Source organism: Dokdonella ginsengisoli (assembly GCF_042652785.1).
Taxonomy (GTDB): Bacteria; Pseudomonadota; Gammaproteobacteria; order Xanthomonadales; family Rhodanobacteraceae; genus Dokdonella_A; species Dokdonella_A ginsengisoli.
On record NZ_JBHSHD010000006.1, the window covers coordinates 200,690 to 225,244 of the forward strand.

Annotated in this window: 23 protein-coding genes; 14 read left to right on the plus strand and 9 right to left on the minus strand. The window is 70.1% G+C overall.

Features of this window, described 5'->3' with window-relative positions; translation table 11 throughout:
- Positions 1-62 precede the first annotated feature (62 nt).
- The 5 genes from leuB to ilvN all read left to right on the plus strand — a co-directional run bounded on the left by leuB (position 63) and on the right by ilvN (position 6,590).
- Positions 63-1,130 (plus strand): 3-isopropylmalate dehydrogenase, encoded by a 1,068-nt coding sequence (leuB, locus tag ACFO6Q_RS06925; protein WP_380019868.1) that lies wholly within the window; start codon positions 63-65, stop codon positions 1,128-1,130.
- Positions 1,127-2,830: a dihydroxy-acid dehydratase gene (ilvD, locus tag ACFO6Q_RS06930; RefSeq protein WP_380019869.1), complete on the plus strand. Its 1,704-nt coding sequence runs from the start codon at positions 1,127-1,129 to the stop codon at positions 2,828-2,830. The genes leuB and ilvD overlap by 4 nt, the downstream gene beginning before the upstream one ends.
- Before the next feature lie 159 nt (positions 2,831-2,989).
- A complete protein-coding gene (ilvC, locus tag ACFO6Q_RS06935; protein WP_380019870.1) occupies positions 2,990-3,964 on the plus strand; it encodes a ketol-acid reductoisomerase in 975 nt (324 codons plus the stop codon).
- A 54-nt stretch (positions 3,965-4,018) separates the two neighbouring features.
- Positions 4,019-5,884, plus strand: coding sequence for a biosynthetic-type acetolactate synthase large subunit (gene ilvB, locus ACFO6Q_RS06940; protein ID WP_380019871.1), 1,866 nt, complete (start codon positions 4,019-4,021; stop codon positions 5,882-5,884).
- Positions 5,885-6,068: 184 nt separating this feature from the next.
- Complete coding sequence (gene ilvN, locus ACFO6Q_RS06945; protein ID WP_380019872.1) at positions 6,069-6,590, plus strand: acetolactate synthase small subunit; 522 nt, start codon at positions 6,069-6,071, stop codon at positions 6,588-6,590.
- Here ilvN and ACFO6Q_RS06950 read toward each other — a convergent pair.
- The 4 genes from ACFO6Q_RS06950 to ACFO6Q_RS06965 are packed head-to-tail and all read right to left on the minus strand — an operon-like array spanning position 6,580 to position 11,186.
- Positions 6,580-7,578, minus strand: coding sequence for a Csu type fimbrial protein (locus ACFO6Q_RS06950; RefSeq protein ID WP_380019873.1), 999 nt, complete (start codon positions 7,576-7,578; stop codon positions 6,580-6,582). The genes ilvN and ACFO6Q_RS06950 overlap by 11 nt on opposite strands.
- Positions 7,575-9,911 (minus strand): fimbria/pilus outer membrane usher protein, encoded by a 2,337-nt coding sequence (locus ACFO6Q_RS06955; protein WP_380019874.1) that lies wholly within the window; start codon positions 9,909-9,911, stop codon positions 7,575-7,577. Before ACFO6Q_RS06955 ends, ACFO6Q_RS06950 begins: the two co-directional genes overlap by 4 nt.
- Before the next feature lie 7 nt (positions 9,912-9,918).
- Complete coding sequence (locus ACFO6Q_RS06960) at positions 9,919-10,683, minus strand: fimbrial biogenesis chaperone (protein ID WP_380019875.1); 765 nt, start codon at positions 10,681-10,683, stop codon at positions 9,919-9,921.
- Between the two features lie 8 nt (positions 10,684-10,691).
- Positions 10,692-11,186: a Csu type fimbrial protein gene (locus tag ACFO6Q_RS06965; protein WP_380019876.1), complete on the minus strand. Its 495-nt coding sequence runs from the start codon at positions 11,184-11,186 to the stop codon at positions 10,692-10,694.
- Between the two features lie 276 nt (positions 11,187-11,462).
- Between ACFO6Q_RS06965 and ACFO6Q_RS06970 the strand changes: the two genes are divergently transcribed.
- The 6 genes from ACFO6Q_RS06970 to ACFO6Q_RS06995 all read left to right on the plus strand — a co-directional run bounded on the left by ACFO6Q_RS06970 (position 11,463) and on the right by ACFO6Q_RS06995 (position 16,115).
- Complete coding sequence (locus ACFO6Q_RS06970; RefSeq protein ID WP_380019877.1) at positions 11,463-11,861, plus strand: hypothetical protein; 399 nt, start codon at positions 11,463-11,465, stop codon at positions 11,859-11,861.
- A 41-nt stretch (positions 11,862-11,902) separates the two neighbouring features.
- Positions 11,903-12,307 (plus strand): hypothetical protein, encoded by a 405-nt coding sequence (locus tag ACFO6Q_RS06975; RefSeq protein ID WP_380019879.1) that lies wholly within the window; start codon positions 11,903-11,905, stop codon positions 12,305-12,307.
- Complete coding sequence (locus tag ACFO6Q_RS06980) at positions 12,304-12,507, plus strand: helix-turn-helix transcriptional regulator (protein ID WP_380019880.1); 204 nt, start codon at positions 12,304-12,306, stop codon at positions 12,505-12,507. Before ACFO6Q_RS06975 ends, ACFO6Q_RS06980 begins: the two co-directional genes overlap by 4 nt.
- Positions 12,504-14,060, plus strand: coding sequence for an alpha/beta hydrolase (locus ACFO6Q_RS06985; protein WP_380019881.1), 1,557 nt, complete (start codon positions 12,504-12,506; stop codon positions 14,058-14,060). The genes ACFO6Q_RS06980 and ACFO6Q_RS06985 overlap by 4 nt, the downstream gene beginning before the upstream one ends.
- Positions 14,057-14,791, plus strand: a complete 735-nt coding sequence (locus ACFO6Q_RS06990; RefSeq protein WP_380019882.1) for an ABC transporter ATP-binding protein — start codon at positions 14,057-14,059, stop codon at positions 14,789-14,791. Before ACFO6Q_RS06985 ends, ACFO6Q_RS06990 begins: the two co-directional genes overlap by 4 nt.
- Before the next feature lie 148 nt (positions 14,792-14,939).
- Positions 14,940-16,115, plus strand: a complete 1,176-nt coding sequence (locus ACFO6Q_RS06995; protein WP_380019884.1) for an ABC transporter permease — start codon at positions 14,940-14,942, stop codon at positions 16,113-16,115.
- Between the two features lie 3 nt (positions 16,116-16,118).
- Here ACFO6Q_RS06995 and ilvA read toward each other — a convergent pair whose 3' ends face one another.
- Together ilvA and ACFO6Q_RS07005 are read right to left on the minus strand one after the other, a co-directional pair.
- Positions 16,119-17,645, minus strand: a complete 1,527-nt coding sequence (ilvA, locus tag ACFO6Q_RS07000; protein ID WP_380019885.1) for a threonine ammonia-lyase, biosynthetic — start codon at positions 17,643-17,645, stop codon at positions 16,119-16,121.
- Positions 17,646-17,790: 145 nt separating this feature from the next.
- Positions 17,791-19,041, minus strand: a complete 1,251-nt coding sequence (locus ACFO6Q_RS07005; RefSeq protein WP_380019886.1) for a porin — start codon at positions 19,039-19,041, stop codon at positions 17,791-17,793.
- A gap of 328 nt (positions 19,042-19,369) precedes the next feature.
- Here ACFO6Q_RS07005 and lpxO point away from each other — a divergent pair, with 328 nt between their 5' ends.
- Positions 19,370-20,272 (plus strand): lipid A hydroxylase LpxO, encoded by a 903-nt coding sequence (gene lpxO / locus ACFO6Q_RS07010; protein ID WP_380019887.1) that lies wholly within the window; start codon positions 19,370-19,372, stop codon positions 20,270-20,272.
- Positions 20,273-20,589: 317 nt separating this feature from the next.
- On the opposite strand, the gene ACFO6Q_RS07015 is transcribed toward lpxO, so the two are convergent.
- The 3 genes from ACFO6Q_RS07015 to bufA2 all read right to left on the minus strand — a co-directional run bounded on the left by ACFO6Q_RS07015 (position 20,590) and on the right by bufA2 (position 22,562).
- Entirely contained in the window at positions 20,590-21,378 is a 789-nt protein-coding gene (locus tag ACFO6Q_RS07015; RefSeq protein WP_380019888.1) for an HvfC/BufC family peptide modification chaperone, read from the minus strand.
- Positions 21,375-22,223, minus strand: a complete 849-nt coding sequence (gene bufB, locus ACFO6Q_RS07020; protein ID WP_380019889.1) for an MNIO family bufferin maturase — start codon at positions 22,221-22,223, stop codon at positions 21,375-21,377. Before bufB ends, ACFO6Q_RS07015 begins: the two co-directional genes overlap by 4 nt.
- 63 nt (positions 22,224-22,286) lie before the next feature.
- Positions 22,287-22,562, minus strand: coding sequence for a BufA2 family periplasmic bufferin-type metallophore (gene bufA2 / locus ACFO6Q_RS07025; RefSeq protein WP_380019890.1), 276 nt, complete (start codon positions 22,560-22,562; stop codon positions 22,287-22,289).
- A 287-nt stretch (positions 22,563-22,849) separates the two neighbouring features.
- Between bufA2 and ACFO6Q_RS07030 the strand changes: the two genes are divergently transcribed.
- Positions 22,850-23,323, plus strand: coding sequence for a DoxX family protein (locus tag ACFO6Q_RS07030; protein ID WP_380019891.1), 474 nt, complete (start codon positions 22,850-22,852; stop codon positions 23,321-23,323).
- A 557-nt stretch (positions 23,324-23,880) separates the two neighbouring features.
- A complete protein-coding gene (locus tag ACFO6Q_RS07035; protein ID WP_380019892.1) occupies positions 23,881-24,312 on the plus strand; it encodes a helix-turn-helix domain-containing protein in 432 nt (143 codons plus the stop codon).
- Positions 24,313-24,555 lie beyond the last annotated feature (243 nt).

Below are 24,555 nucleotides of genomic sequence, written 5' to 3' on the forward strand. Positions count from 1 at the left end.
GTGAAAAAAAAAGCGTATGGCCGGAAAAGCGAAATCCACGATCGACGCAACCTGAGAAGAACATGAAAGCCAACATCGCAATCCTCCCCGGCGACGGCATCGGCCCCGAAGTCATCGCCGCCGCGGTCGACGTCCTCGCCGACGTCGCGCGCCGCCACGGTCACGAGTTCGCCTTCGCAGAACACGCGATCGGCGGCATCGCCATCGACACGCACGGCGAGCCGCTGCCGGCGGCGACGCTGGCGGCGTGCAAGGCCGCCGACGCGGTGCTGCTCGGCGCGGTCGGCGGACCGAAGTGGTCCGACCCGAAGGCGCCGGTGCGGCCCGAGCAGGGCCTGCTGGCGCTGCGCGCCGGACTGGGCGTGTACGCCAACCTGCGCCCGGTCAGCGTGCATCCGCGCCTGGCCGGGCTGTCGCCGCTGAAGAACGAGAAGCTCGCCGGCGTCGACGTGCTGTTCGTGCGCGAGCTGACCGGCGGTGCCTACTTCGGCGCGAAGACGCGCAGCGCCGACACGGCCACCGACGAGACGAGGTACACCGTCGCCGAGATCGAGCGCGTCGCGCGCCGCGCGTTCGAGCTGGCGCGCGGCCGCCGCCGCCACGTCACCTCGGTCGACAAGGCGAACGTGATGGAAACCTCGCGCCTGTGGCGCGAGACCATCACGCGCATCGCTTCGGACTACCCAGACGTGCAGCTGGAGCACCAGCTGGTCGATTCGATGGCGATGCTGCTGCTGACGCGGCCGGCGTCCTACGACGTGGTCGTGACCGAGAACCTGTTCGGCGACATCCTCACCGACGAGGCCGCCGCGCTGGCCGGCTCGCTCGGCCTGCTGCCGTCGGCCTCGCTCGGTGAAGGCCGCGTCGGCCTGTACGAGCCGATCCACGGTTCGGCGCCGGACATCGCCGGGCAGGGGCTGGCCAATCCGCTCGGCGCGATCCTCAGTGCGGCGCTGCTGCTGCGCCACTCGCTGCACCTGGACGCCGAAGCGGCGGCGGTCGAGGCCGCAGTCGAGAGCGCGCTCGCCAGCGGCGAACTGACGCGCGACCTCGGCGGCAAGGCTGGCACGAGCGATCTCGCCGGATCGGTGCGGGCCGCGCTGGCCGCACAAAGGCGGGAAGCCGCATGAGCGAGCCGAAACCCGGCGCGAAGCGGATCGAGGCGGTCGTTTCGGTGCCGCTGCGCAGCGACGTCATGAAATCCGGCCCCGATCGCGCACCGGCGCGCGCGATGCTGTACGCGACCGGCCTCGACGCCGAGGCGATCGCCAAGCCGCTGGTCGCGATCGTGCACACGTGGTCGAACATCTCGCCGTGCAACCTCAACCTGCGCGACCTCGCCGAGGCCGCAGCCGAGGGCGTGCGCGCGGCCGGCGGCACGCCGATCGAGTTCAACACCATCGCCGTCACTGACGGCATCGCGATGGGCACGCCGGGCATGCGCGCCTCGCTGGTCAGCCGCGAGGTCATCACCGATTCGATCGAACTCGCCGTCGACGGCCATTCGCTCGATGCGATGGTCGTGCTGTGCGGCTGCGACAAGACCATTCCGGCCGCGGCGATGGCATTGGCGCGGCTGAACATCCCCGGCGTGGCGCTGTACGGCGGCAGCATCGCGCACGGACGTCTGGACGGCCGTTCCATCACCGTGCAGCAGGTGTTCGAGGCGGTCGGCGCGCACGGCGCGGGAACCATCGACGACGCGCGCCTGGCCGACGTCGAACGCAAGGCCTGTCCCGGCGCCGGTGCCTGCGGCGGCCAGTTCACCGCCAACACGATGGCGATGGTGCTGACCGCGCTGGGCCTGTCACCGCTCGGCTTCAACGACATTCCTGCCACCGACGCAGCCAAGCTCGACGCCGCGCGCCGCTGCGGCACGCTCGCGCTCGACGCGCTGCGCGCGCAGCGCCGCCCGCGCGACGTGATGACGCCGGCCGCGTTCCGCAACGCCGCGCGCGTCGCCGCGGCGACCGCCGGTTCGACCAACGCCGTGCTGCACCTGCTGGCGATCGCCGCCGAGGCCGGCGTGGCGCTGACGCTGGAAGACTTCGAGGACGCCTCGGTGTCGACGCCGGTCATCGCCGACCTGATGCCGGGCGGGCGCTACACCGCGATCGAGATGAGCGCGGCCGGCGGCCTCGCCCAGGTGCTGCGCGAGCTGCGCGCGGCGGGGCTGGTGGCCGACGTGCCGACCACGACCGGCCGCAGCCTGTTCGCCGAACTCGACGCCGCGCCGCCGGCGCCGGCCGACCAGGCCGTCGTCGTGCCGGTGGCGCGCGCGTTCAAGCCGCGTGGCGGCTATTCGATCCTGTACGGCAACCTCGCACCGGAGGGCTGCGTGCTCAAGCTGGCCGGCAAGGGCCGCCTGCACTTCGAAGGACGCGCACGCGTGTTCGAGAGCGAGGAGGACACGTTCCGCGCGGTGCAGGCCGGCGCGATCCAGGCCGGCGACGTCGTGGTGATCCGCAACGAAGGGCCGGTCGGCGGCCCCGGCATGCGCGAGATGCTCGCCGTCACCGCGGCGCTGGTCGGGCGCGGCCTTGGTGACGACGTCGCGCTGATCACCGACGGCCGCTTCAGCGGCGCCACGCACGGCTTCATGGTCGGCCACGTCGCGCCAGAAGCCGCCCGCGGCGGAGCGATCGCGCTGCTGCGCGACGGCGACCGCATCGTCATCGACGCCGCGCGCCGAGTGATCGAAACCGATGCCGACCTGGAGGCGCGCAGAACGGCGTGGCAGGCACCGGCACCGAAGGTGCTGCACGGCGTGCTGGCGAAGTACGCCAAGCTGGTCGGTTCGGCGGCGAAAGGCGCCGTGACCAGTTCGTGATCTTTTTGCGGTTCCCCCTCTCCCGCTTGCGGGAGAGGGTTGGGGTGAGGGAAATCGGAGTGGGGTCTTTCGCTCCGTTCCCCTCATCCGGCGCTACGCGCCACCTTCTCCCGCATCGGGAGAAGGAGAAGCACGTCCATTCATGCCCCGGAGATCGAAATGACCGTTACCACGCAAGCCCTGCAAGACTCGCGCATCGCCATCCTCGGCTACGGCAGCCAGGGCCGCGCGCACGCGCTGAACCTGCGCGATTCCGGACTCGACGTCGTCGTCGGCCTGCGCGCCGGCGGACCGACCGCAGCGAAGGCGGCCGCCGACGGTTTCGCGGTCGCCACGCCCGCCGAGGCGGTCAAGGGCGCCGATCTGGTCGCCGTGCTGACGCCGGACATGGTGCAGCCCAAGCTGTACGAGGAGGCGATCGCGCCGATCCTGCGGCCGGGCGCGGCGCTGCTGTTCGCGCACGGCTTCAACGTGCACTTCAAGGCGATCGCGCCGCGCGCGGACATTGACGTGATCCTGGTCGCACCGAAGGGGCCGGGTCATCTGGTGCGCACGGAGTACGAGATCGGCCGCGGCGTGCCGTGCCTGTACGCGGTCTACCAGGACGTGTCCGGCCACGCCAAGGACAAGGCGATGGCGTACGCGGCGGGTCTGGGCGGCGCGCGCGCGCTGCTGATCGAGACCGACTTCAAGGAAGAAACCGAGACCGACCTGTTCGGCGAGCAGGCCGTGCTCTGCGGCGGCGCCAGCGAGCTGGTGCAGAAGGGCTTCGAGACCCTCGTCGAGGCCGGCTACCGGCCGGAGATCGCCTACTACGAAGTGCTGCACGAGCTGAAGCTGATCGTCGACCTGCTCTACCAGGGCGGCATCACCAAGATGCTGAACTTCATCTCCGAGACCGCGCAGTACGGCGACTACGTCAGCGGTCCGCGCATCGTCGACGCGGCGACAAAGGAGCGCATGAAAGCGGTGCTGAAGGAGATCCAGGACGGCACCTTCGCGCGCAACTGGAGCGAGGAATACAAGGCCGGTCTGCCGAACTACCGGCGCATGAAGCAGGCCGACCTCGAGCATCCGATCGAGAAGGTCGGCGCGCAGCTGCGCGCGAAGATGGTGTGGCTCAACGAGGCTTGAGGTTTTCCCTTCTCCCGCTTGCGGGAGAAGGGATCCCGCAATGAGGACCGACCGATGAACGCAGTGCTGCAGTCCGATGTGCCCGTCGATTCGCACCCCCTCGCCGGTCGCGCGATGTCCGGTGCCGACATCGTCGTGCAGGTACTCGCCGACGAAGGCGTCGAGGTCGTGTTCGGCTATTCGGGCGGCGCGATCCTGCCGGTGTACGACGCGGTGTTCCGCTACAACCGCGAGCACGCGCGCGCCGACGGCGGCGAGCCGCTGCCGCTGATCGTGCCGGCGAACGAGCAGGGCGCCGGCTTCATGGCGCAGGGCTACGCGCGCGCCTCCGGCAGGGTCGGCGTGGCGCTGGTCACCTCCGGGCCGGGCGCGACCAATACGGTCACGCCGGTGCGCGACGCGATGGCCGATTCGGTGCCGATCGTGGTGATCTGCGGCCAGGTGCCCACCGCGGCGATCGGCTCGGACGCGTTCCAGGAGGCGCCGGTCAGCAACATCATGGGCGGCTGTGCCAAGCACGTGTTCCTCGTCACCGAGGCCGGCAAGCTCGAGGCGACCCTGCGCAGCGCGTTCGAGATCGCGCGCACCGGCCGGCCGGGGTCGGTGGTGGTGGACATTCCCAAGGACGTGCAGAACGCGAACCTCGTCTTCGCCGGACGCGGCACGCTGGCGCTGCCGGGCTATCGCGCGCGGCTGCGCGCGCTCGACGAGGCCGCGCTCTCCGATGCGCAGTGCCGGCAGCTGTTCGAGGCGCTGGCGCGCGCCGAGCGGCCGCTGATCTACGCCGGCGGCGGCGTCGTCGCGGCGGAGGCGGCGCCGGCGCTGCGCGCGTTCGCGCACGAGTTCGGCATCCCCGTCACGACCACGCTGATGGGGCTGGGCGCCTGCGACACGACCGAGCCGCTGTCGCTGCACATGCTCGGCATGCACGGCACCGCCTTCGCCAACTACGCGGTGGAGGATTGCGATCTGCTGCTCGCGGTGGGCGCGCGCTTCGACGATCGCGTCGCCGGCGTGCCGGCGAAGTTCGCGCCGCAGGCGCGCTTCGTCGCGCACCTGGACGTCGATCCGGCCGAGATCAACAAGGTCAAGCGCGTGGACTGGCACCACCTCGGTGACCTCACGCGGGCGCTCGCGCGGCTGCACGCCTACGGCGTCGCGCTCGGCTTCCGTCCGCGCCAGAGTGGCGCCTACGCGGCCTGGCACGCGCACGTCGCCGAGCTGAAGAAGGTCCACGCGATGAACTACGACCGCGAGGCGGAGCGGATCCAGCCGTATGCGGTCATCGAGGAGATCAACCGGCATACCGACGGCCGCGCGATCATCACCACCGGCGTCGGCCAGCACCAGATGTGGGCGGCGCAGTACTTCGACTTCCGCGCGCCGCGGTTGTGGCTGACCTCCGGCTCGATGGGCACGATGGGTTTCGGTCTGCCGGCGGCGATCGGCGCGCAGTTCGCGCGGCGCGACCTCGTCGTGATCGACGTCGACGGCGACGCCAGCATCCGCATGAACCTGGGCGAGCTGGAGACGGTGACGACCTACGGGCTGCCGATCAAGATCGTCGTGCTCAACAACTTCGGCGACGGCATGGTGCGCCAGTGGCAGAAGCTGTTCTTCAAGGGACGCTTCTCCGGCAGCGACAAGAGCCTGCACCGCAAGGACTTCGTCAAGGCGGCGCAGGCCGATGGCTTCGAGTGGGCGCGGCGCCTGGACCGGCGCGAGGACCTCGCGCGCGTGGTCGCCGACTTCGTCGCGTTCGACGGCCCGGCCTTCCTCGAAGTCATCATCGATCCCGACGCCGGCGTGTACCCGATGGTCGGGCCGGGCATGGCGTACTCGGAGATGATCACCGGCGACTTCATCGCGTCGCGGCGCAAGCCGACGGAGCAGGAAGTGGGGCCGGCGGAGATGTTCTGATTCCTTGTGTTTTTCTTGCTCGTCATTCCCGCGAAAGCGGGAATCCACTTCAGCTGTGCGAGTGCGAGATGGATGACCAGCCCTTCGGCTGTTGATGGAGCGCCTCCCGCTTTCGCGGGAATGACGAAGACGCAGGCTTTTCCCGATTCCGATTCCCTATTCCCCAATCCCGGCTCCCCAACCCATGCGCCGACTCATCTCCATCCTGCTGCAGAACGAAGCCGGCGCGCTGGCCCGCGTGGCCGGTCTGTTCGCCGCGCGCGGCTACAACATCGACTCGCTGACGGTCGCCGCCACGCACGACGCCGCGGTGTCGCGGCTGACCCTGGTCACGGTCGGCGACGACGCGGTGATCGACCAGATCGTCAAGCAGTCGCGCAAGCTCGTCGACGTGATCGAGATCGAAGACCTCACCGGCGGCAGTGCGATCGAGTCGGAACTGCTGATCGTGCGGGTGCACGTGGCGGACGCGGCGCTGGCCGGATTCGTCGCCTGCCTGCGCCGGCATCCGCGCGCCTATGTGGTGGAGATCGTCGCCGGCGTGCGCACGGTCGAGTACGCCGGCAGCGGCGCCGAGGTGGACGAGTTTCTCGCCGAGCTCACACGTGTCTCGCCGCCGGTCGAGTTCGCACGCAGCGGCACGGCGGCGCTGCCGCGCGGCAGCGCGCCGCGCTTCGAGTCGCTGGCTGCGGCGCTCAGTACGTGACGGTGACCAGCACCACGTCGGCGTAGGCGCCGCTCGGCACCGGCGCCTGTGCCGGCACGCGGCCGTAGACGTCGAACGACTGTGCCGACCCGCTGCCGGTGCCGACCAGGGTGTCGGTGTTGAGCGTGCTTCCCCACGGCAGGCTGCGCGCCGTGTCGCGGTAGAGCCCGTAGGCGATCGCCGCGCCGCCGCCGCCGAGCATGCGCCGCGTGCCGCCGAGCGCATGCTGGCCGGCGCCGAGCCCGAGCTGCCAGGCGGTGCGCGCGGTGCAGTTCATGCCGATGGTGGAGACCTTGTCGATCGGCGCGGCGAGGGTCGAGGTGGTGCCGAAGTCGAGATCGCTGGCCAGCGTCAGCCGGCAGAACGGCACCACGTTGGCGCTGGCAGTGAACGGGAAGCTGCCGAGGCTGGCGTTGCCGCAGGTCGCCGGATACGTGCCCAGGCTCAGCAGCACCTCGTTGTAGTTGTACGAGAGCTTGGTGTGCGCGGCGTTGAAGACGTCGCTGTAGGCGCCGACGCCCAGGCCCGCCTGGGCGGCCGGCACTTGGCCGTAGACCGGAATCGAGCCGGTGCGCGTCTCGCCGTTGGCGAGGATCGTGAACGACAGGTCCTGCTGGAACGGCAGGTAGCTGGCGTTGTCGACCGAGCCCCAGATCTGCGTGCGCGCCGAGTTGCGGTAGATCTGGAACGCCATCGTGTCGCCAGGGGTGCTGGTCATCTGGCGCGGGTTGTAGCCCGCGCTCTGCGCGCCGGTGCCGATGCTGAAGCACATGCGCACGTACACGCCGTACAGCCCGCCGAGCAGGCCGCCGTTGTAGGTGCAGCGGTAGTTCAGCGTGGCGCCGGCGTTGACCAGCGCGCCGCCGGGCGCGACGTCGCCGAAGGCGAGATCGGTCAGCGTCGCCGAGCACGTCGTCGTCGCGTGCGCCGCCGTGGCGCCGAGGGCGAAAGCGAGCAGTGCGACCAGCGCAAGGAGGCGCCGTCTCATCGGAAATCCTCCTCGCGGCACGGCAGCGGGCCGAGGCGCAGCGCGGCCCCGGCTGCGTGCGGCAGGTCCAGCCGCACGTGGCAGAGGCGGCCTTCCGGCGTGCGCACGGCGAGCCGCACGTGTTCGTCGAGGTCGTCGAGGTAGACCACGCCGTCGTAGCCGACCGGCGCCTCGCTCGCGCGCCCCTCGACCTGCACGCGGCTGCCGAGCGCGAGTGGAGCGCCGTGCGCATCGTGCAGGACCAGTTCGGCCGAGCGCACCGGCTTCATCGCGAACCGCACCAGGGTGCCGGCGCGATCGCGCGGCACGGCGATCGCGTCCACGCGTTCGATGCGCATCGCCGCCGGCAGCTCCATCGGGTCGATCGACAGCTGGTTGCGCTGGTACGCCTGCAGGCGCGTCACCAGCAGCATGCCGTCGTCGTCGGTGCGGCCGATCGGGCGGTTCTCCAGCCGCACCGGCACCTGCGCGACGCCGTCGGTGGAGACGACGGCGAACGCGTCTTCCACGCGCCGCGCGGCGAAGGTGTGGTCGCCCATGCGGATCAGCGAACCGCTCGCCTCGGCGTAGGCGTAGCCGTCGCCGCCGAAGCTTCCGACGCCGCCGGTCCACTGGCCGTTCTCGCCGAGCCAGCCGGCTTCGGCCAGGCCGCCGTGCGCGTCGCCGCTGCGCGCCTGCACGCGCCAGCCGAAGCCACCGTCGGCCGGTACCGGGCGGCCGGCGTCGACGGTGGCGGACGTGCGCCCGCGCGAGTGCTGCACGCCGGCGTTGACGCTGCGGCTGCGCTCGAGCGCGAGCACCAGGGTGGCGAACGCCGAGCGGTCGCCGGCGTCGTCGAGATTGCGGTTGACGCCGAGGTTCAGCGACACGCGGCCGCCGAAGGTGCGCGACCAGTACGCGCTGGCGTAGCGCGAATCGTCGGTGCCCGGATAGCGCAGGTGCACGTAGCCGACCGAGAAGCTGCCGGCCGCCGCGCTGTTGAATCCGAACACGGCGCGCTCGCTGGCGCGGGCCGGCGGCGGGCCGTAGCGCGTGGCGACGTCGCGGTAGTCGCCGAACGTGCGCGTGCTGTCCAGGCCGATGGCGAAACGGCCGTCGGTCCAGTCGTAGGCGAGGTGCAGCAGCGAGCCGGAGCGGCCGTCGCCGACGCTGTGCGCGACCGCCGCGCCGAGGATGCCGGCGCTGCCCAGCTGCAGCGATCCGCCGCCGCCGGCGGCGAACACGTCGGCACTGCCTTCGGCGTGCGCCTCGAGCGTGAGGCGGTCGCTCCAGCCGTAGCGCAGGTTGGCGCTGGCCATCGGTTCGCCGGCGTAGTCCCACGAGGCCAGGCCGTAGCGCTGGCGCACGAAGCCCAGGCTCGCCGACCAGTCGGAGAGTCCGGCCTGCAGCAGCTGGCGCGAGCCGTAGAACGGCAGTTCGTAGCTGCGGCTGCGGCCGAGTGCGTCGGTCAGCACGACGCGCGCGATGCCGGCGCCGTTGACGGTCGGGATCGTGGTCAGCTGGAAAGGGCCGGGCGGCACGCTGCCGCTGTACTGGCGCATGCCGCCGATGTAGAGATCGACCGTCGACGGCACCGTCGCCTCGCCGAAGAAGGCCGGCAGCGGCGCGGTCACGCGATCGGGCTGCAGGCCGAAATCGCGGCCGATCTGCACGCCGCCGATGTAGGTCGGGCGCGTCCAGTCGAGCGCGCCGGTGGTGGTGTCGCCGACGGTCAGGCGCAGCATCGAGTCGGGAAACGCGAGCTGCCAGCTGCTGTCCAGGCGCACCGTCTCGCCGTTCCAGCCGGCGCCGGAACCGTCGCCGAACCGGTGGATCTGGGTGGTGCTGAAGACGCCGGCGCGGCCGGCGAACGCGCGCAGCTCGGTGCTCGCGTCCAGCTGCGTCGCATCGCCGTCGCGCGCGCCGCGCACGTCGTAGTTCAGCAGCAGGCCGGTGGCGCCGTCGGCGCGCGGCACGTGTGCGTCCGGTGCGTTCAGCCGGGTCGTTTCGTAGGCGAGCCAGCGCGACGGCGCCTGGATGGCGATGCGCTGGTGCGTGGCCTCGTACTGGACTTCGACGCCGTCCAGGTCGGCCGGCGCGAGCGGATCGACCGCGTCGTCCAGCAGCACGAAGCCGAGCTGGCGCAGCGTCGCCGTGCGCGCGTAGAGCTTGCCGGCGCGTTCGTCGAAGTGCGCGATCTGCCCGGTGTCGCGGCCGTTCACGCGTACCTCCAGGTACAGGCTGGTGCCGCGCGTCCAGTCCTCGCCGTCGGCGATCAGCCCGGGCGCGGTGTCGGCTGCGGCGGTGGACGCCGCCAGCATCAGCGCGGCGCCGCAGGCCAGCCGCAGGCGCATCGCCGCGCTACGGCGAGGCGCCGACGACGGCGAGGGTCTGTTCGTCGGGTGCACCGTTGATTCTCGATGCCAGGCGATCGCCGGCCGAGAGCGCCGGCGCGTCCGCCGCCAGCGGCCAGCGCATCGCGCTGCCGGGCAGCACGTAGCCGACCAGGCCGGGGACCAGTTCGGTGCGGCGGCCCTGCACGTCCACGCGGACGAGATTGCCGAGCTGCGCGTGCGCGGCGCCGCGATTGGCCACTTCCAGCACGCGCTTTCCGCCGTCCTCGAGCAGGCGGCCCTGCAGCTGCGGCGCGGCCGGCGCGTCGCCCGCGGGCGGCAGGAACACCGGCACCGAGTAGCGCAGCACGAAACGCAGTCCGCGCTGTGCGTCCGCATCCTGCGCCGGCGGCGGCGCGGATGCCGGCGCCAGCGGCAGTTCGTCGACCAGCACGCGGTAGGCGTCCTCGCGCGCGCCGTCGGCCGGCGCCGTGCGGATCACGCGCACCAGCTGGCGCGCGCCGGGCGCCAGCTCGATCATCGGCGGACTGGCGACCAGGCCGTGCGAAGGCGCCAGCTGTTCCTCGCCGCCCTGCTGCGTCCAGTGCAGCACGCGCACCTGCGCGTGCAGCGTCTGGCCGCCGGTATTGCCCAGCCACAGGCCGTCGGCATTGCGACCCGGCGCCAGCGTCAGCGAGGTCGGCGTGACCTGCAGGCCGCTGGCGCGCGCCTGCGGTCCGGCGCCGCAGAGCCAGGCCACGGCGCAGGCGAGCGCGAGCCGACGCAGGGACATCGGCGGCCTCAGTAGGTGACGGTCGCGGTGATCACGTCGTTGTAGCTGCCGGCCGGGAAGTTCGCGCTCGGCACGCGGCCGTAGACCGGGATGCTCACGGTGGAGCCGGTGCCGCTGCCGGCCAGCACGTTGCCGCCGGCGCCGATGGTGCTGCCCCAGACGTCGCCGGCGCCGCGCGCGGCGGCGCGGTACAGCTGGTACGGCACCAGGTTCGCGCCGTTGGCCATCTTGCGCGAGTTGACGTCGGTGCCGTTCTGGCCGTTGTCCAGCGCGACGGTGTAGGCGGTGCCGGGCGTGCAGCTCAGGTTGAGCGCGCCCTGGTTGTCGATGTTGGTCGAGGTCGACGGCTGGTTGCCGAAGTCGACGTCGGTGGCCGCCACGGTGTGGATGTCGCAGGAGCTGGTGATGACGATCTTCACGTTGAAGGTCGTGGTGTCGGTGGCGGCGGAAGCCGTGCCGGCGGCGAGGGCCGCAAGGACGGCGGCGAGGATTCTGGCTTGCATGACGTCTCCACTGGGTAGTCGACGAAGTGTCGGTACGCACCGCTACGCAGAAGTCGTGCCAGCCTCAAAAATGACAAATTAGTCATTTATGTACTTGGAAACAGTTCTCCAATTGACTTTCTGGCCGTAGTTCCTGTCGAAAAATGCCTGCTTGTGACGGGGCCGCCGTCCGCCTGCCGCTTCCCTGCGGGATGCGGCGGCAGGCTGTAAAGGACGCTTGACAGTCCTCCCGGCCGCGGATAGCCTCTTGTCAAGGAAGCTTGACAGGGGTGAGGCATGTTCAGGGAACTGTGGTGTTCCGGCACGACGCGCAGGTACTGGTGGGCGATGACCGGGCTGATGGCCGCCTACATTCCGACCTTCGTCTTCGCGATGGCGAAGATGCATTCGATCCAGTCGCCGCTGCTGCGCGCGGTCGCGGCGCTGTCGCCGATGCCGTTCCTGCTGGCGGCGGTCTACCTCGAATACCTGCGCATCCGCCGTACCGACGAGCTGCGGCAGCGCATGGAGCTGGAGGCCGGTCTGCTCGGCCTGGTCGCCTCGATCCTGATCGTGATGGCGCTGGGCCTGCTCGACGGCGCCGGCGTGGTGAAGCTGCCGCTGCTGCTGGCCGCGCCGGTGATGTGCGTGGTCTACATCGCCGCGCAGGTCTGGGCGCACCGGCACTACCAGTAGAACGCCACGATGGGCTTCTCCGACTGCTGCAGGCACTGCGCATGAAATACAGCCGCAAGCGCTACCAGACCGCCGTGCTGGTCCTGATGGCGATCTACTTCGCCGCGATCCTCCTGCTGTCGCCGCACGTGCGCGACGCGCAAGGCGTGCTGGCCAAGGCGGTGCTCGCGGTCGCGCCGGCGCTGCCGGTGGTCGGCGTGGTCTGGCTGATGACCTGGCGCGTCGTCCACAGCGACGAACTCGAGCAGCGCGTACACCTGATCGCGCTCAGCGTCGCCAGCGGCACGGTCGCCTCGCTGAGCCTGATCGTCGGCTTTCTCGCCGCCGGCGGTGTGGTCGCGCCGGGCGAAGACGCGCTGATCTGGGTGTTTCCGGGTCTGTGCGCGATCTACGGCCTCACGCGATGGAGCCTGTCGCGGTACTACGGCAGGGAAGGCCGAGGATGAACAACCACCTGCGCGAACTGCGCGAGGCGCGAGGCTGGTCGCAGGGCGAACTGGGCGAGCAGCTCGGCGTTTCCCGGCAGACCGTGAACGCGATCGAGACCGGCAAGTACGACCCGAGCCTGCCGCTGGCGTTCCGCATCGCGAAGCTTTTCCGCACATCGATCGAGGCGATCTTCGATCCGGGAGAACCAGAGCAATGAACAGACGCAACCTGTTGCAAATCGCGGTCGCGGTGGCGTTCCTGGCCGTGGTCGGCGCGCGCGAATGGAGCAAGTCGCGCGAGTCCGGCCGCACGCCGGCCGCGGCGCAGGGACCGGCGATCGTGCAGAAGAAGGGCGAGCGCGGCTTTCGCCTCGGCTCGCTCGCGTTCGAGCCGTGCGAGCTGGCCCAGCGCAACACGGCCGCGACCACGGCCGCGTTCTGCGCGCCGTTCCAGGTACCGGAGAACTGGGATCGCCCCGACGGCCGCAAGATCGACCTGCACCTGGCGCTGATCCGCAGCGAGGCGCCGGCGCCGGCGCGCGACCTGGCGGTGCTGCTCGCCGGCGGACCCGGCCAGGCGGCGACCGAGTCGTATCCGCGCGTGGCCGGCGCGTTCGCGCCGATCCTGCGTCATCGCAACCTCGTGCTGATGGACCAGCGCGGCACCGGCGCCTCGCATCCGCTGGAGTGCAAGCAGGATCTGGACGAAGAGGCGCCGTCGGCGCAGGCGCTGGACCTGGCCAGGATGCGCGCCGACACGCAGGCCTGTCTGGAGCAGCTCTCCGCGACGTCCGATCCGGCGCAGTACACCACCAGCGCCGCGGTACGCGACCTGGAGGCCCTGCGCCAGGCGCTCGGCGCACCGCAGTTCGACCTGGTCGGGGTTTCCTACGGTACGCGCGTCGCGCAGCAATACCTGATGCGTCATCCCGACGGCGTGCGCAGCATCGTGCTCGACAGCCCGGTGCCGAACGAGGAGATGCTCGGCTCGCAGTTCGCCGCCAACCTCGACGCCTCGCTGAAGGCGCAGTTCGCCGCCTGCGGCAAGACGCCGGCTTGCGCGAAAGCCTTCGGCGACCCGTACGCGAGCCTGTACCGCCTGCGCGACCAGCTCGCCGCCCGGCCCGAGGAGGTGAGCCTGCGCGATCCGCGCACCTACGCGACCGATAAGAAGCCGCTCGGCGCGCTGCGCCTGGCCGGGCTGGTACGCCTGTTCGCCTACGCGCCGGAAACCAGCGCCCTGCTGCCGCTGGTGATCGATCGTGCGCTGAAGGGCGACTTCGCGCCGATGGTCGGCCAGTCCGAGTTCATCGCCCAGGAGATGTCCGATCTCACCGGCAACGCCATGCAGCTGTCGGTGATCTGTGCCGAGGACGCCGAGGGCCTCGTCGAGCGGCCGCAGGACGCCGGCCTCCTGCTTGGCGACGCGTTCGTGCGCGTGCTGCGCGAACAGTGCGCAGTCTGGCCGCGCGGCAGCCGGCCGGCCGACTTCCACGCGCCGGCCAAGAGCGACAAGCCGGTGCTGATCCTGTCCGGCGAGTTCGACCCGGTCACGCCGCCGCGCTACGGCGAGGCGATCGTGAAGGGGCTGTCGAACGGGCGCCAGCTGGTCGCCGCCGGGCAGGGCCACAGCGTGATGGGCCGCGGCTGTCTGCCCAAGCTCGTCGCGCGTTTCGTCGAAGACCTCGACGCGAAGAACCTCGACGCCGGTTGCATCGCCGACTTCGGTCCGACCCCGGCCTTCATCGACTTCAACGGAGCCGGTCCATGATCGAAGTGAACGACCTGCACAAGGCCTTCGGCGCGGTGAAGGCCGTCGACGGCGTGTCCTTCGCCGCGCGCGACGGCGAGATCACCGGCCTGCTCGGCCCGAACGGCGCCGGCAAGACCACCACGCTGCGCATGCTCTACACGCTGATGCGGCCCGACCGCGGCGCAGTGCGCGTGGACGGCATCGACGCGGCCGCCGATCCGCTCGCCGTGCGCCGGTGCCTGGGCGTGCTGCCCGACGCGCGCGGCCTGTACAAGCGCCTGAGCGCACGCGAGAACATCGACTACTTCGGCCGCCTGCAGGGGCTGGACGCGGCCACCCGCCGCCGCCGCGCCGACGAGCTGATCGCCGCGCTGGACATGGCCGACATCGCCGAGCGCCGCACCGAGGGCTTCTCGCAGGGCCAGCGCGTGAAGACGGCGATCGCGCGCGCGCTGATCCACGATCCGCGCAACGTGATCCTCGACGAGCCGACCAACGGTCTGGACGTGATGGCCACGCGCGCGATGCGCACCTTCATGCGCCGTCTGAAGGAGGAGGGCCGCTGCGTGCTGTTCTCCAGCCACATCATGCAGGAGGTCGGCGCGCTGTGCGACCGCATCGTGGTGATCGCGCACGGGCGCGTCGTCGCCGACGAGTCGCCGGCACAGCTGCTCGCACAGACCGGACAGACGAGCCTGGAGGACGCCTTCGTCCAGATCATCGGCTCCGAAGAGGGACTGGCCGCATGAGCGCTCCCCTCCGATTTCGCCGCGACGTCATGCCCGCGAACGCGGGCATCCCTCGCGTTCCCGTGGCGTCACGCAAGGCAATCGCCGGCTTTCGCGGGCATGACGCCTGCACACCGACTCGGCTTTTTCCGAAAGGATGGTTTTCGACATGAAATCCGTACTGACCGTCTTCTGGAAGGAAATCCGCGAGAACCTTCGCGACCGGCGCACCGTCATGAACACGCTGCTGACCGGGCCGCTGTTCGCGCCGCTGGTGTTCGTGCTGATCATCAACGCGGCGGTGACGCGCGAACTGGACAAGGCCGAGCTGCCGCTGGACGTGCCGGTGGTCGGCGCCGAGCACGCGCCGAACCTGATCGCCGCGCTGAAGCAGCAGAACTTCCGCATCAAGGACGCGCCGGCCGATCCGGAGCGCGCCGTGCGCGAGCAGGACGCCGACCTGGTGCTGCGCATTCCGCCCGACTACGGCGACGCGTGGCGCAAGGGCGAATCGGCCCAGGTCGAGCTGATCTTCGACGCCTCGCAGCGCGACGCGCAGGGTTCGGTGTCGCGCCTGCAGCGCGCGCTGGAAGGCTACGGCCAGCGCGCCGGCGCGTTGCGCCTGATCGCGCGCGGGCTGACCCCGGACCTGATCCGCCCGCTGGCCGTCGCCTCGCGCGACCAGTCCACCGCGCAGAACCGCAGCAGCGCGCTGTTCGGCATGCTGCCGTACTTCTTCATCCTCGGCGGCTTCATCGGCGGCATGGCGCTGGCCATCGACACCACCGCCGGCGAGCGCGAGCGGCAGTCGCTGGAGCCGCTGCTGGTCAATCCGGTCGCGCGCGGCCGCATCCTCGCCGGCAAGCTCGGCGCGACCAGCCTGTTCGCCTTCGTCACGGTGCTGCTGAGCATCGTCGCGTTCTCGATCGCCGGGCAGTTCCTGCCGACCGAGAAGCTCGGCATGTCGCTCGACATCGGCGTGCGCTTCGCCGCGCTGACGCTGTTCGTGATGCTGCCGCTGGTGCTGCTGCTGGCGACCCTGCAGACGCTCGCGGCGGCGTTCGCCAAGAGCTTCCGCGAGGCGCAGACGTATCTCTCGCTGCTGATGTTCGTGCCGGTGATCCCGACCCTGATGCTGTCGGTGTTCCCGCTCAAGACGCAGACCTGGATGTACGCGGTGCCGCTGATGGGCCAGCAGGTCGCGATCATGCGCTTCCTGCGCGGCGACGTCGTCACGCCGCAGCAGCTCGGCCTGTGCTTCGCCTGCACCGCCGTCGCGGCGCTGGTGTTCTACCTGATCACCGCGCGCATCTACGGCAGCGAGCGGCTGGCGATCTCGGCCTGAGGCTCACGCGCGCAGCAGCAGGCGGTAGGCCGGATTGGCGCTCTCGTCGCGGTGCGCGTAGCCGAGTCGTTCGAGGAAGCCGGCGAGGGCGGCGCGGTCGGATTCGGGCACCTGGATGCCGACCAGGATGCGGCCGTAGTCGGCGCCGTGGTTGCGGTAGTGGAACAGGCTGATGTTCCAGGCCGGGTCGAGCGCGGCGAGGAAGCGCGCCAGGGCGCCGGGGCGCTCGGGGAAGTCGAAGCGGTAGAGCAGCTCGTCGACGGCCAGCTCCGAACGCCCGCCGACCATGTGGCGCAGGTGCAGCTTGGCCAGCTCGTCGTGCGTGAGGTCGAGCACGTCGAAGCCGCCGCGCGCGAAATCGGCGGCGATGGCGGCGTTCTCGCCGGCGTTCCTCGTCTGCACGCCGACGAACAGGCGCGCCCGGCGCGGATCGCCGATGCGGTAGTTGAACTCGGTGATGCTGCGTTCGCCGAGCAGGGCGCAGAAGCGGCGGAAGCTGCCGCGTTCCTCCGGGATCGTCACCGCGAACAGCGCCTCGCGCGCCTCGCCGACCTCGGCGCGCTCGGCGACGAAGCGCAGGCGGTCGAAGTTGAGATTGGCGCCGCTGCACACCGCGACCAGCGTCTGTCCGGCCAGGTCCTCGCGTTCGGCGTAGCGCTTGGCGCCGGCGACGGCGAGCGCGCCGGCCGGCTCGAGCAGGCTGCGCGTGTCGGCGAAGACGTCCTTGATCGCCGCGCACAGCGCATCGGTGTCCACGCGCAGGATTTCGTCGAGGTGGTCGCGGCACAGCGCGAAGGTCCGCTCGCCGGCCAGCTTGACCGCGGTGCCGTCGGAGAACAGGCCCACTTCGGCGAGTTCGACGCGCCGGCCGGCTTCGAGTGAGCGCGCCATCGCGTCGGAGTCCTCGGTCTGCACGCCGATGACGCGGATCTCCGGCCGCACCGCCTTGACGTAGGCGGCGACGCCGGCGGCCAGTCCGCCGCCGCCGACCGGCACGAAGATCGCGTGGATCGGCGCCTGGTGCTGGCGCAGGATCTCCATCGCCACCGTGCCCTGGCCGGCGATCACATCGTCGTCGTCGAACGGATGGATCAGGGTCAGCCCGCGCTCGCGGCCGAGTTCGAGCGCGGTGCGGTAGGCGTCGCTGTAGGACTCGCCGGCGAGCACGACTTCGACCGCGTCGCCGCCGTGCGCGCGCACCGCGTCGATCTTCACCGCCGGCGTGGTCACCGGCATCACGATCGCCGCGCGCACGCCGAGCCGGCGCGCCGCCAGCGCCACGCCCTGCGCGTGGTTGCCGGCCGAGGCGGCGAATACGCCGCGCGCGCGCTGCTCGCCGGAGAGGCCGGCCATCTTGTTGTACGCGCCGCGCAGCTTGAACGAGAACACCGGCTGGTTGTCCTCGCGCTTGAGGAACACGCGGTTGCGCAGGCGCGCGGACAGGTTCGGCGCGAAATCCAGCTCGCTCTCGCGCGCGACGTCGTAGACGCGCGCGGTCAGGATGCGGCGCAGCAGATCGTTGGCGGACATGCGCAGTCGCGGACGCGGGGGACCTTCGCGATCATAGACGATCGCGCCGTCGGCGAGCGGGCATACCGAACCCGCGCGCCGACGCAGGCCGGCGCGCGGGTCGGTTCGGGCGCAAACGCGTCGTCGCGGAGCGCCGGCGTCCGGTTCAGAAGAACACGATGCCGCCGAGCGACCCGCCGTATTGCTTGGCCTCCTGGCCGAGGTAGTCTTTCGAGCGCGTCACCCCGAGTTCGCCGGCCAGCGTCACGCTCTGCGTCAGCTTGTAGTACAGGCCGCCGGTGATGTTCTCGTTCGACTTGAAGCTCGCGTTGAGCGCGTCGTTGTAGACGTCGTCGTCGCGGTTCTCGCTCTTGCCGTAGTTCAGGCCGAACTTCAGCTTGTCGGTGAAGTTCCAGGTGCCCTGCAGCAGGTAGTTCAGGCCCTTCACGTCGCCCTGGTCGCCGTCGGACAGGATGCCGATGCCCTTGCCGTACTGGACGTTGGCGAGCAGGCCGAACGCGCCGGCGCTGAGCGAGGCGCCGACCTCGCCGGCCACTTCGGTGAAGTTGTCGCCCTCGGCCGTGCTGCCGCTGGCGCCGTAGAACTTCTGCGACTTCACGCCGGCCCACACCTTGACGCCCTCGGTCTTGTAGGCGAGCTGCGCCTGCACCTGCGGATACGCCTTGGACACGTACAGCGTGCTCGCGTCGACCGGGCTGAACACGCCGCCGGTGAAGGTGAAGCCGCCGCCGAAGGTCGGCGAGCTGTAGGAAATCTGGCCGTAGTTGTCCAGATACGTGTAGCCGGCACCGATGTGGCCGAGCGTGACGCGGCCGCGCTGCGTGGCCTGCGTCGGCGCACCCGCACCGAGCAAAGTCATGTCGGTGAGGATCGCGTTGGCGCCGAAGATGCCGTAGTCGCGGCCGATCTTCACCGTGCCGGCCTCGGCCGTGCCGACCGTGAAGAACGCCTGGCGCACGTCGACGTTGGTGTTGGTGTCCACGCCCGAGGACGTGGCCGCGTGCACCATGATGCCGACGGTGCCGCCGATGTCGATGCCGTCCTGGGTGGTCTTGAACTTGGTGATCAGGCCGCTCGGCAGCAGACCGTTGCCGATGCTGGTCTTGTGGCTCTCGCCCGAGCAGCCGAGCGCACGGCCGGCCAGCGCCAGGCCACCAACCGCATCGCCCGAGCAGCTCGTCGCCGTGTAGTAGGCGTTGACGATGCCGCCGACGTCCAGTTCCCAGTCGCCGCCCTGGATCGAGACGGCACCGGCGTCCGCCGCACAGGCGGCGATGCCGAGCACGCTCCAGCGCAGGAGCGCGACGAAGCGCCGCGGCCTCGCCCGCGGCAGATTGCGGTTAGCCTCCGCGCGGACCATCCGCGCGGCATTCGACCTCGCTGAAAACGCGTGCATGTCGTCCTCCTCCGCTGCAGCAGCGCCCCGTATCAGCAGGTTGCGTGCCACCGCTCGTCTTGCTGCGGCGAGGCAGGGCCGGATGCTTGCCAAATGCTTGCCAATTGGCCGCTCGCGGCAGGAGAATGCTGCGACGCACGATCGATTCTCGCGGCCGTGCCCGGCGCGTCGCCCGCGTCGCCGTGAGTTTTTCATGACACATTGCCCGCGCCCTGTCGCCGGAACGGAACAGTTCGCGATCCCCGCGGTACAGCCGTATCGCGCGCCACCGCGGCCGGTCATGCCCAGGCGATAGACTACGCGGCGCCGAAAACCCGATGTCCTTCCGATGAAGTGGTTGATCCTCGCAATCTTCGTGGGCTGTGCCGCGTACATCCATCTGCGCGGCCGCGTGCGCCTGCGTCTGTCGCGCCAGATCACCGATCACTCGACCTTCATGGCGCCGCTGAACGTGCTGATGTACGCCTGCTCGCGCGTGCCGGCGACCCGCTACATCGCGGTGGACGAGTTCCCCGAGCTCGCGCCGCTGCGCGAGCGCTGGCAGGAGATCCGCGAGGAGGCGCTGGCGCTGCGCGCGGCGCAGCAGATCAAGGCCTCGGACAAGTACAACGACGTCGGCTTCAATTCGTTCTTCCGCCGCGGCTGGAAGCGCTTCTACCTGAAGTGGTACGACGACGCGCATCCGTCCGCGGCGACGCTGTGCCCGCGCACGACCGAGCTGCTGCGCTCGATCCCGAGCGTGAAGGCGGCGATGTTCGCCGAACTGCCGCCGGGCAGCGAGCTGCGCAAGCACCGCGATCCGTACGCCGGTTCGCTGCGCTACCACCTCGGCCTGGTCACGCCGGGCGACGACCGCTGCTACATCGAGGTCGACGGCGAGCGCTACAGCTGGCGCGACGGCGAGAGCGTGATGTTCGACGAGACCTACATCCATCGCGCCGAGAACGCCACCGAGCGCGATCGCATCATCCTGTTCTGCGACGTCGAGCGGCCGATGAAATACCGCTGGGCGGCCGCGCTGAACCGCTTCGTGGCGCGCAAGTTCGTCGCCGCCGCCGCCTCGCCGAACATGGACGGCGACGCCACCGGCGGACTCAATCGTGCGTTCGCCTCGTTCTACCGCGTGCGCGAACGCGCCAAGCGGCTGCGCAAGACGCGCAAGAAGCTGTACTACACGCTGAAGTTCGGCCTGCTCGGCGCGCTGGCGCTGGCGATCTTCTGGCCCTGGTGAACGTGGCGAATTGAGCTTCCGTTCGCCGTACGGGTGAGCGCAAGCCTGCGGATTGCGGGAAAGATTTCTCGCAAAGACGCAGAGGGCGCGGAGAAGGGCGCGAAGGGGGCGAAAGGCGCCAAGCGAGCGGCGTCATTCCCGCGAATGCGGGAATCCACGTTGATTTTTCTGCAACCCGGAAGCCAGATGGATTCCCGCGTTCGCGGAAATGACGGCACTCGAAGTTTTCGATGTGCCGGCAGTTCGTTTTTTTCTCTTTTCCGCGCTCTCTGCGGCTCTGCGAGAGATGCTCTTCGGGCCCCGGATGTTCCGCGGACTCACTCGCCTGCCGGCGCGTATCCAGCGATCCAGCCGTCCTCGACCCAGCGGCGCAGCAGCGTCGCCGCGCGCGCGGCGACGGCTTCCGGCGCGTGCCAGCGGCACAGGTGCGTGCACAGGTCGGCGAACGTCGCTCCCTGCGCGACCGCGTCGAGCGCGGCGGCTTCGTCGTCGTCGAGGCGGCGGTGGCGCACGATCGAATCCCTGCGCCACGTGACCCAGCCCTGCGGCGATGCGAACGGTTCGAGCGCGGGAACGGCCTCCTCGCGGTCGACGGCGCGGCGGATTGCATCGACGTTGCGCGTCAGCCGCGCGCGCTGCAGCGACGCGTGCAGAGTCAGGCGCAGGGTCGGCCAGTCGGCCGGCGGCAACGCGGCGAGCGCTGCGAACTCCACGCTCGCCTGGTCGGCCGCGTCGAAGGCGAGGCCGAGCTTCCATTCCAGCCCGGCCATTTCGGCCAGCTCCGCGCGCGTGGACCACGGCGCGCGTTCGCGCGCGAATGCGGCGAGGCGCGCACCGTACCAGCGCACGTTGGCGTGCGTCGAAGGCGCCGCCTCGACGTAGGCCCGGGCGAGCCGCTCGAATTCGTCTTCGCCGGCGAGAGCGCGCAGGCCGGGAAAATCGTTGCGCAGCACGCCGAGCAGGCGCGCGCGGTAGGCATGCGTGTAGATACCCAGGCGCCGGCCGGCATCCGCGTCGGCGCTCGCCACCACCGCGTCGAGCGCGGACGAGTCCTCGCGCAGCACGTGCGCCTGCATCTGGCGTTGCAGCCCGGCCAGCGTCGTCACGCCGCGGCCTGCTGCAGGATCGGCGCGGCGATCTCGCGCGCGCGGTCGAGTTCGGCGATCAGCTCGGCCAGCGGCGGAATGTGGTCGTCGCGCTCGATCATCGTCGACACCGGGCCGAAGCGGCGCACGGCGTGCGCGTACAGATCCCACACCGGATCGACGATCGCGGCGTCGTGCGTGTCGACGATCAGCGCGCCGTCGTGCTCGTGGCCGGCGAGATGGAACTGCTGCACGCGCTCGACCGGAATTTCCTCCAGCCAGGCGCGCGCGTCGAAACCGTGGTTGTGGCTGCTGACGTGGACGTTGTTGACGTCGAGCAGGATCAGGCAGTCGGCGCGTCGCGCGATTTCGGCCAGGAACCGCGATTCGGACAGTTGCGAGGCGTGGAACGCGACGTAGCTCGACACGTTCTCGAGCAGGATGCGGCGGCCGAGGAAGTCCTGCACCTGGCGCACGCGCGCGACGACGTGCCCGAGCGCTTCCTCGGTGTAGGGCAGCGGCATCAGGTCGTGCAGATTGGCGCCGTCGACGCCGGTCCAGCACAGGTGGTCGGAGACCCAGGCCGGCTGCACCGCGTCGGCGAGCTGCCGCAGGCGGTGCAGGTAGTCGCGGTCCAGCGGATCGACGCTGCCGATCGACAGCGACACGCCGTGCAGCACGACCGGCCAGCGCTCGCGCACGCGCGCGAGGTTCTCCAGCGGGCGGCCGCCGTCGACCATGTAGTTCTCGCTCAGCGCCTCGAACCAGTCGACGCGCGGATCGCCGGCGAAGATTTCCTCGTAGTGCTCGACGCGCAGGCCGAGGCCATAGCCGAGCGGCGGGTGGCGCGGATCGTGGCTGGACATCAGCGGTCGCCGGCGGAGCCGCGCACCGTCCGTGCGGACGGGCGCGGCCGGAGCCGTCCGGTCTTACTTGGCTTCCTTCTTCTTGGCCGCTTCCTGCGCCGCCTTGCAGGCCGCATCGTCCTTCTGCATGGTCATGCCTTCGCCCTTGCACGCGTTCTCGCCCTTGCACGAGTTCTTCGCCGTCGCGCAGGCGCCCTGGCCCTTGCAGGAAGAGGAGTGTTCGCACTTCACCTTGGCCTCGTCGGCGGCGTAGGCCGGCGCGGCGCTGACCAGCGTGAACAGGCCGGCGACGGCGGTGGCGAGCGCGATTCCGGTCAGCTTCGAAACATTCGTTTCCATGACGTACTCCGTAGTGGGTTCGAGTGGTTGTGTGTTGCTGGGTCGCCGTCCCGTCGCGGTTCCCGCTCACCGGCCGGCGGGGAAAGGAACGGCATTGTGCGCGAGTCCTTTCAACGTCCGCTTGCCGCAATGCAGCGAAGCGCGAACACCTGCGTGAAAGAACTCCCGGCCGGCGCTGGTCTTTGTACACGCCGAACGTGAACCGGTTGCAACGGTCGCCAAAACCGTCGCGGTTGCGTCGCCCGGCGCACGTTTTCCTTCAGCGATTCCTGCCAGGGAGCCTTCCGATGCTCGACCCGATCGCCCGCGGCTGCGAGGCCGTTCTCCGACTGCTGACGCGCCTGCACTGGCTCGGTCCGCTGGTGCTGCGCCTGTTCTTCGGCTACTTCTGGCTCGAGACGGGCTGGGCCAAGCTGCACAATCTCGACGGCTTCGCCGCGCGCTTCGTCGACTGGGGCATCCCGTTTCCGGCGGCGAGCGCGGCGCTGTCGGCCGGCACCGACTTCGTCGGCGGCCTGTTCCTGATGCTCGGCTTCCTCACGCGCTTCACCGCGGCGGCGATGGGCTTCAACATGGTCGTCGCGATCGCGCTGGTGGTGATCAAGAACGTCGCCGGCTTCGACGAGTTCGTCGAGCTGGACGAAGTGGTCTACGTGCTGATCTTCTTCTGGCTGCTGATGGCCGGGCCCGGCAAGGCCAGCCTCGACACGCTGGTCGCGCGCCGGCTCGGGATCGCCACGCCGCAGATGCGTTTGGGGTGATGCGCGGCAGGAACCTCGATTGCACGCGGCGGCGGATGCGCAAGGCATCGCCGCCCGGGATCGGTCGAACCGATTTCCGCCCGCGTGCGCGGGAAACGCTCCGGTGAGGGGCAATCGCCGCCATCCGGGTCGGCTGCCAATCCGTCACGGATGCGGATGAGGCGATAATCCAGTCGCGATTTTCCGTGATATTTGTAAAAGAGGATTTCTGGTATTACCGATGGAATATCCGTCGGCCGGCGTGTGATTTTCTTGCCGGCCGCGTTTTCCGTTGCGCAAATGCCATCGGCGGTATTCCCGTGACATCTCCGTGCGGCGGCGCCGAGGCGACGCTGCGACATTTTTTCCGGAACCATTCGCCTGCCGCCGGTGTCTATGGCGGGCCTCGCAAATGCCGGCGTTCCGGCCCTGTCAGAAATCCAGGCAGTCGTCCAGTGAGGATTTTCCCTTTTGTGACAATGCCATGTGCTCGATACTGAGCGGGCCGCGAGCGCCGTCGTTTTGTCGGCATGGATCGTTTATTCGCCAAGTACGGCTAATTGTTGAGCAATACTGCAATGAATTTTTCAAGGAATGCTAAACCTTCGATTTCCACGCTAGGCCAGAGAATCCGCATGGCGCGCCACTGGGCCGGGCTTTCGCAGACCAAACTGGCGCGCAGCACCGAGGTCACCGCGAGCGCAGTGGCGCAATGGGAACACCCGGAAGGCACGCGGCCGAGCCTGCAGCGGCTGGAGGTCATCGCGCAGGCGACGCGCGTTCCGATCGACTGGCTGATCGCCGGCGGCGCCTGGACGCCCAGGTCCGCTCCGGCGGAAGCGGAAAAGGAGCCGCCCGCCGTCGTCTTCGACGTCTACGCGGAGACCTTGCAGGAGGAAGCCCTGCTCAGGGATTTCCGCCTCCTGCCGGCCAGGGCGCGTGACCATCTCGCGGCGCTGGTGCACGAGTCGACGAGCCATCGGCGCAAGCGCCGTATCAAGCGGTTCTAAACTTTGAAAATCCCCGGCGTTTTCTGCATTCTGTGAAGCGGATCACGTGCCCGGCGGCGCGTGACCGGTTCGCCGATCGCATCGGCGGCACATCCGGGAAAAAGGCATCCACGATGCATCCCTAGGGCGACCGCGCGCTGCGCGGTTCGGGTACGCCTGCGCGTACGCAACGCCCGTCTCCCGGTACACGCCGCCACAGCACGGCAGATCCGGGCAATCCATGCGGTGCGCATCGCGCACGGC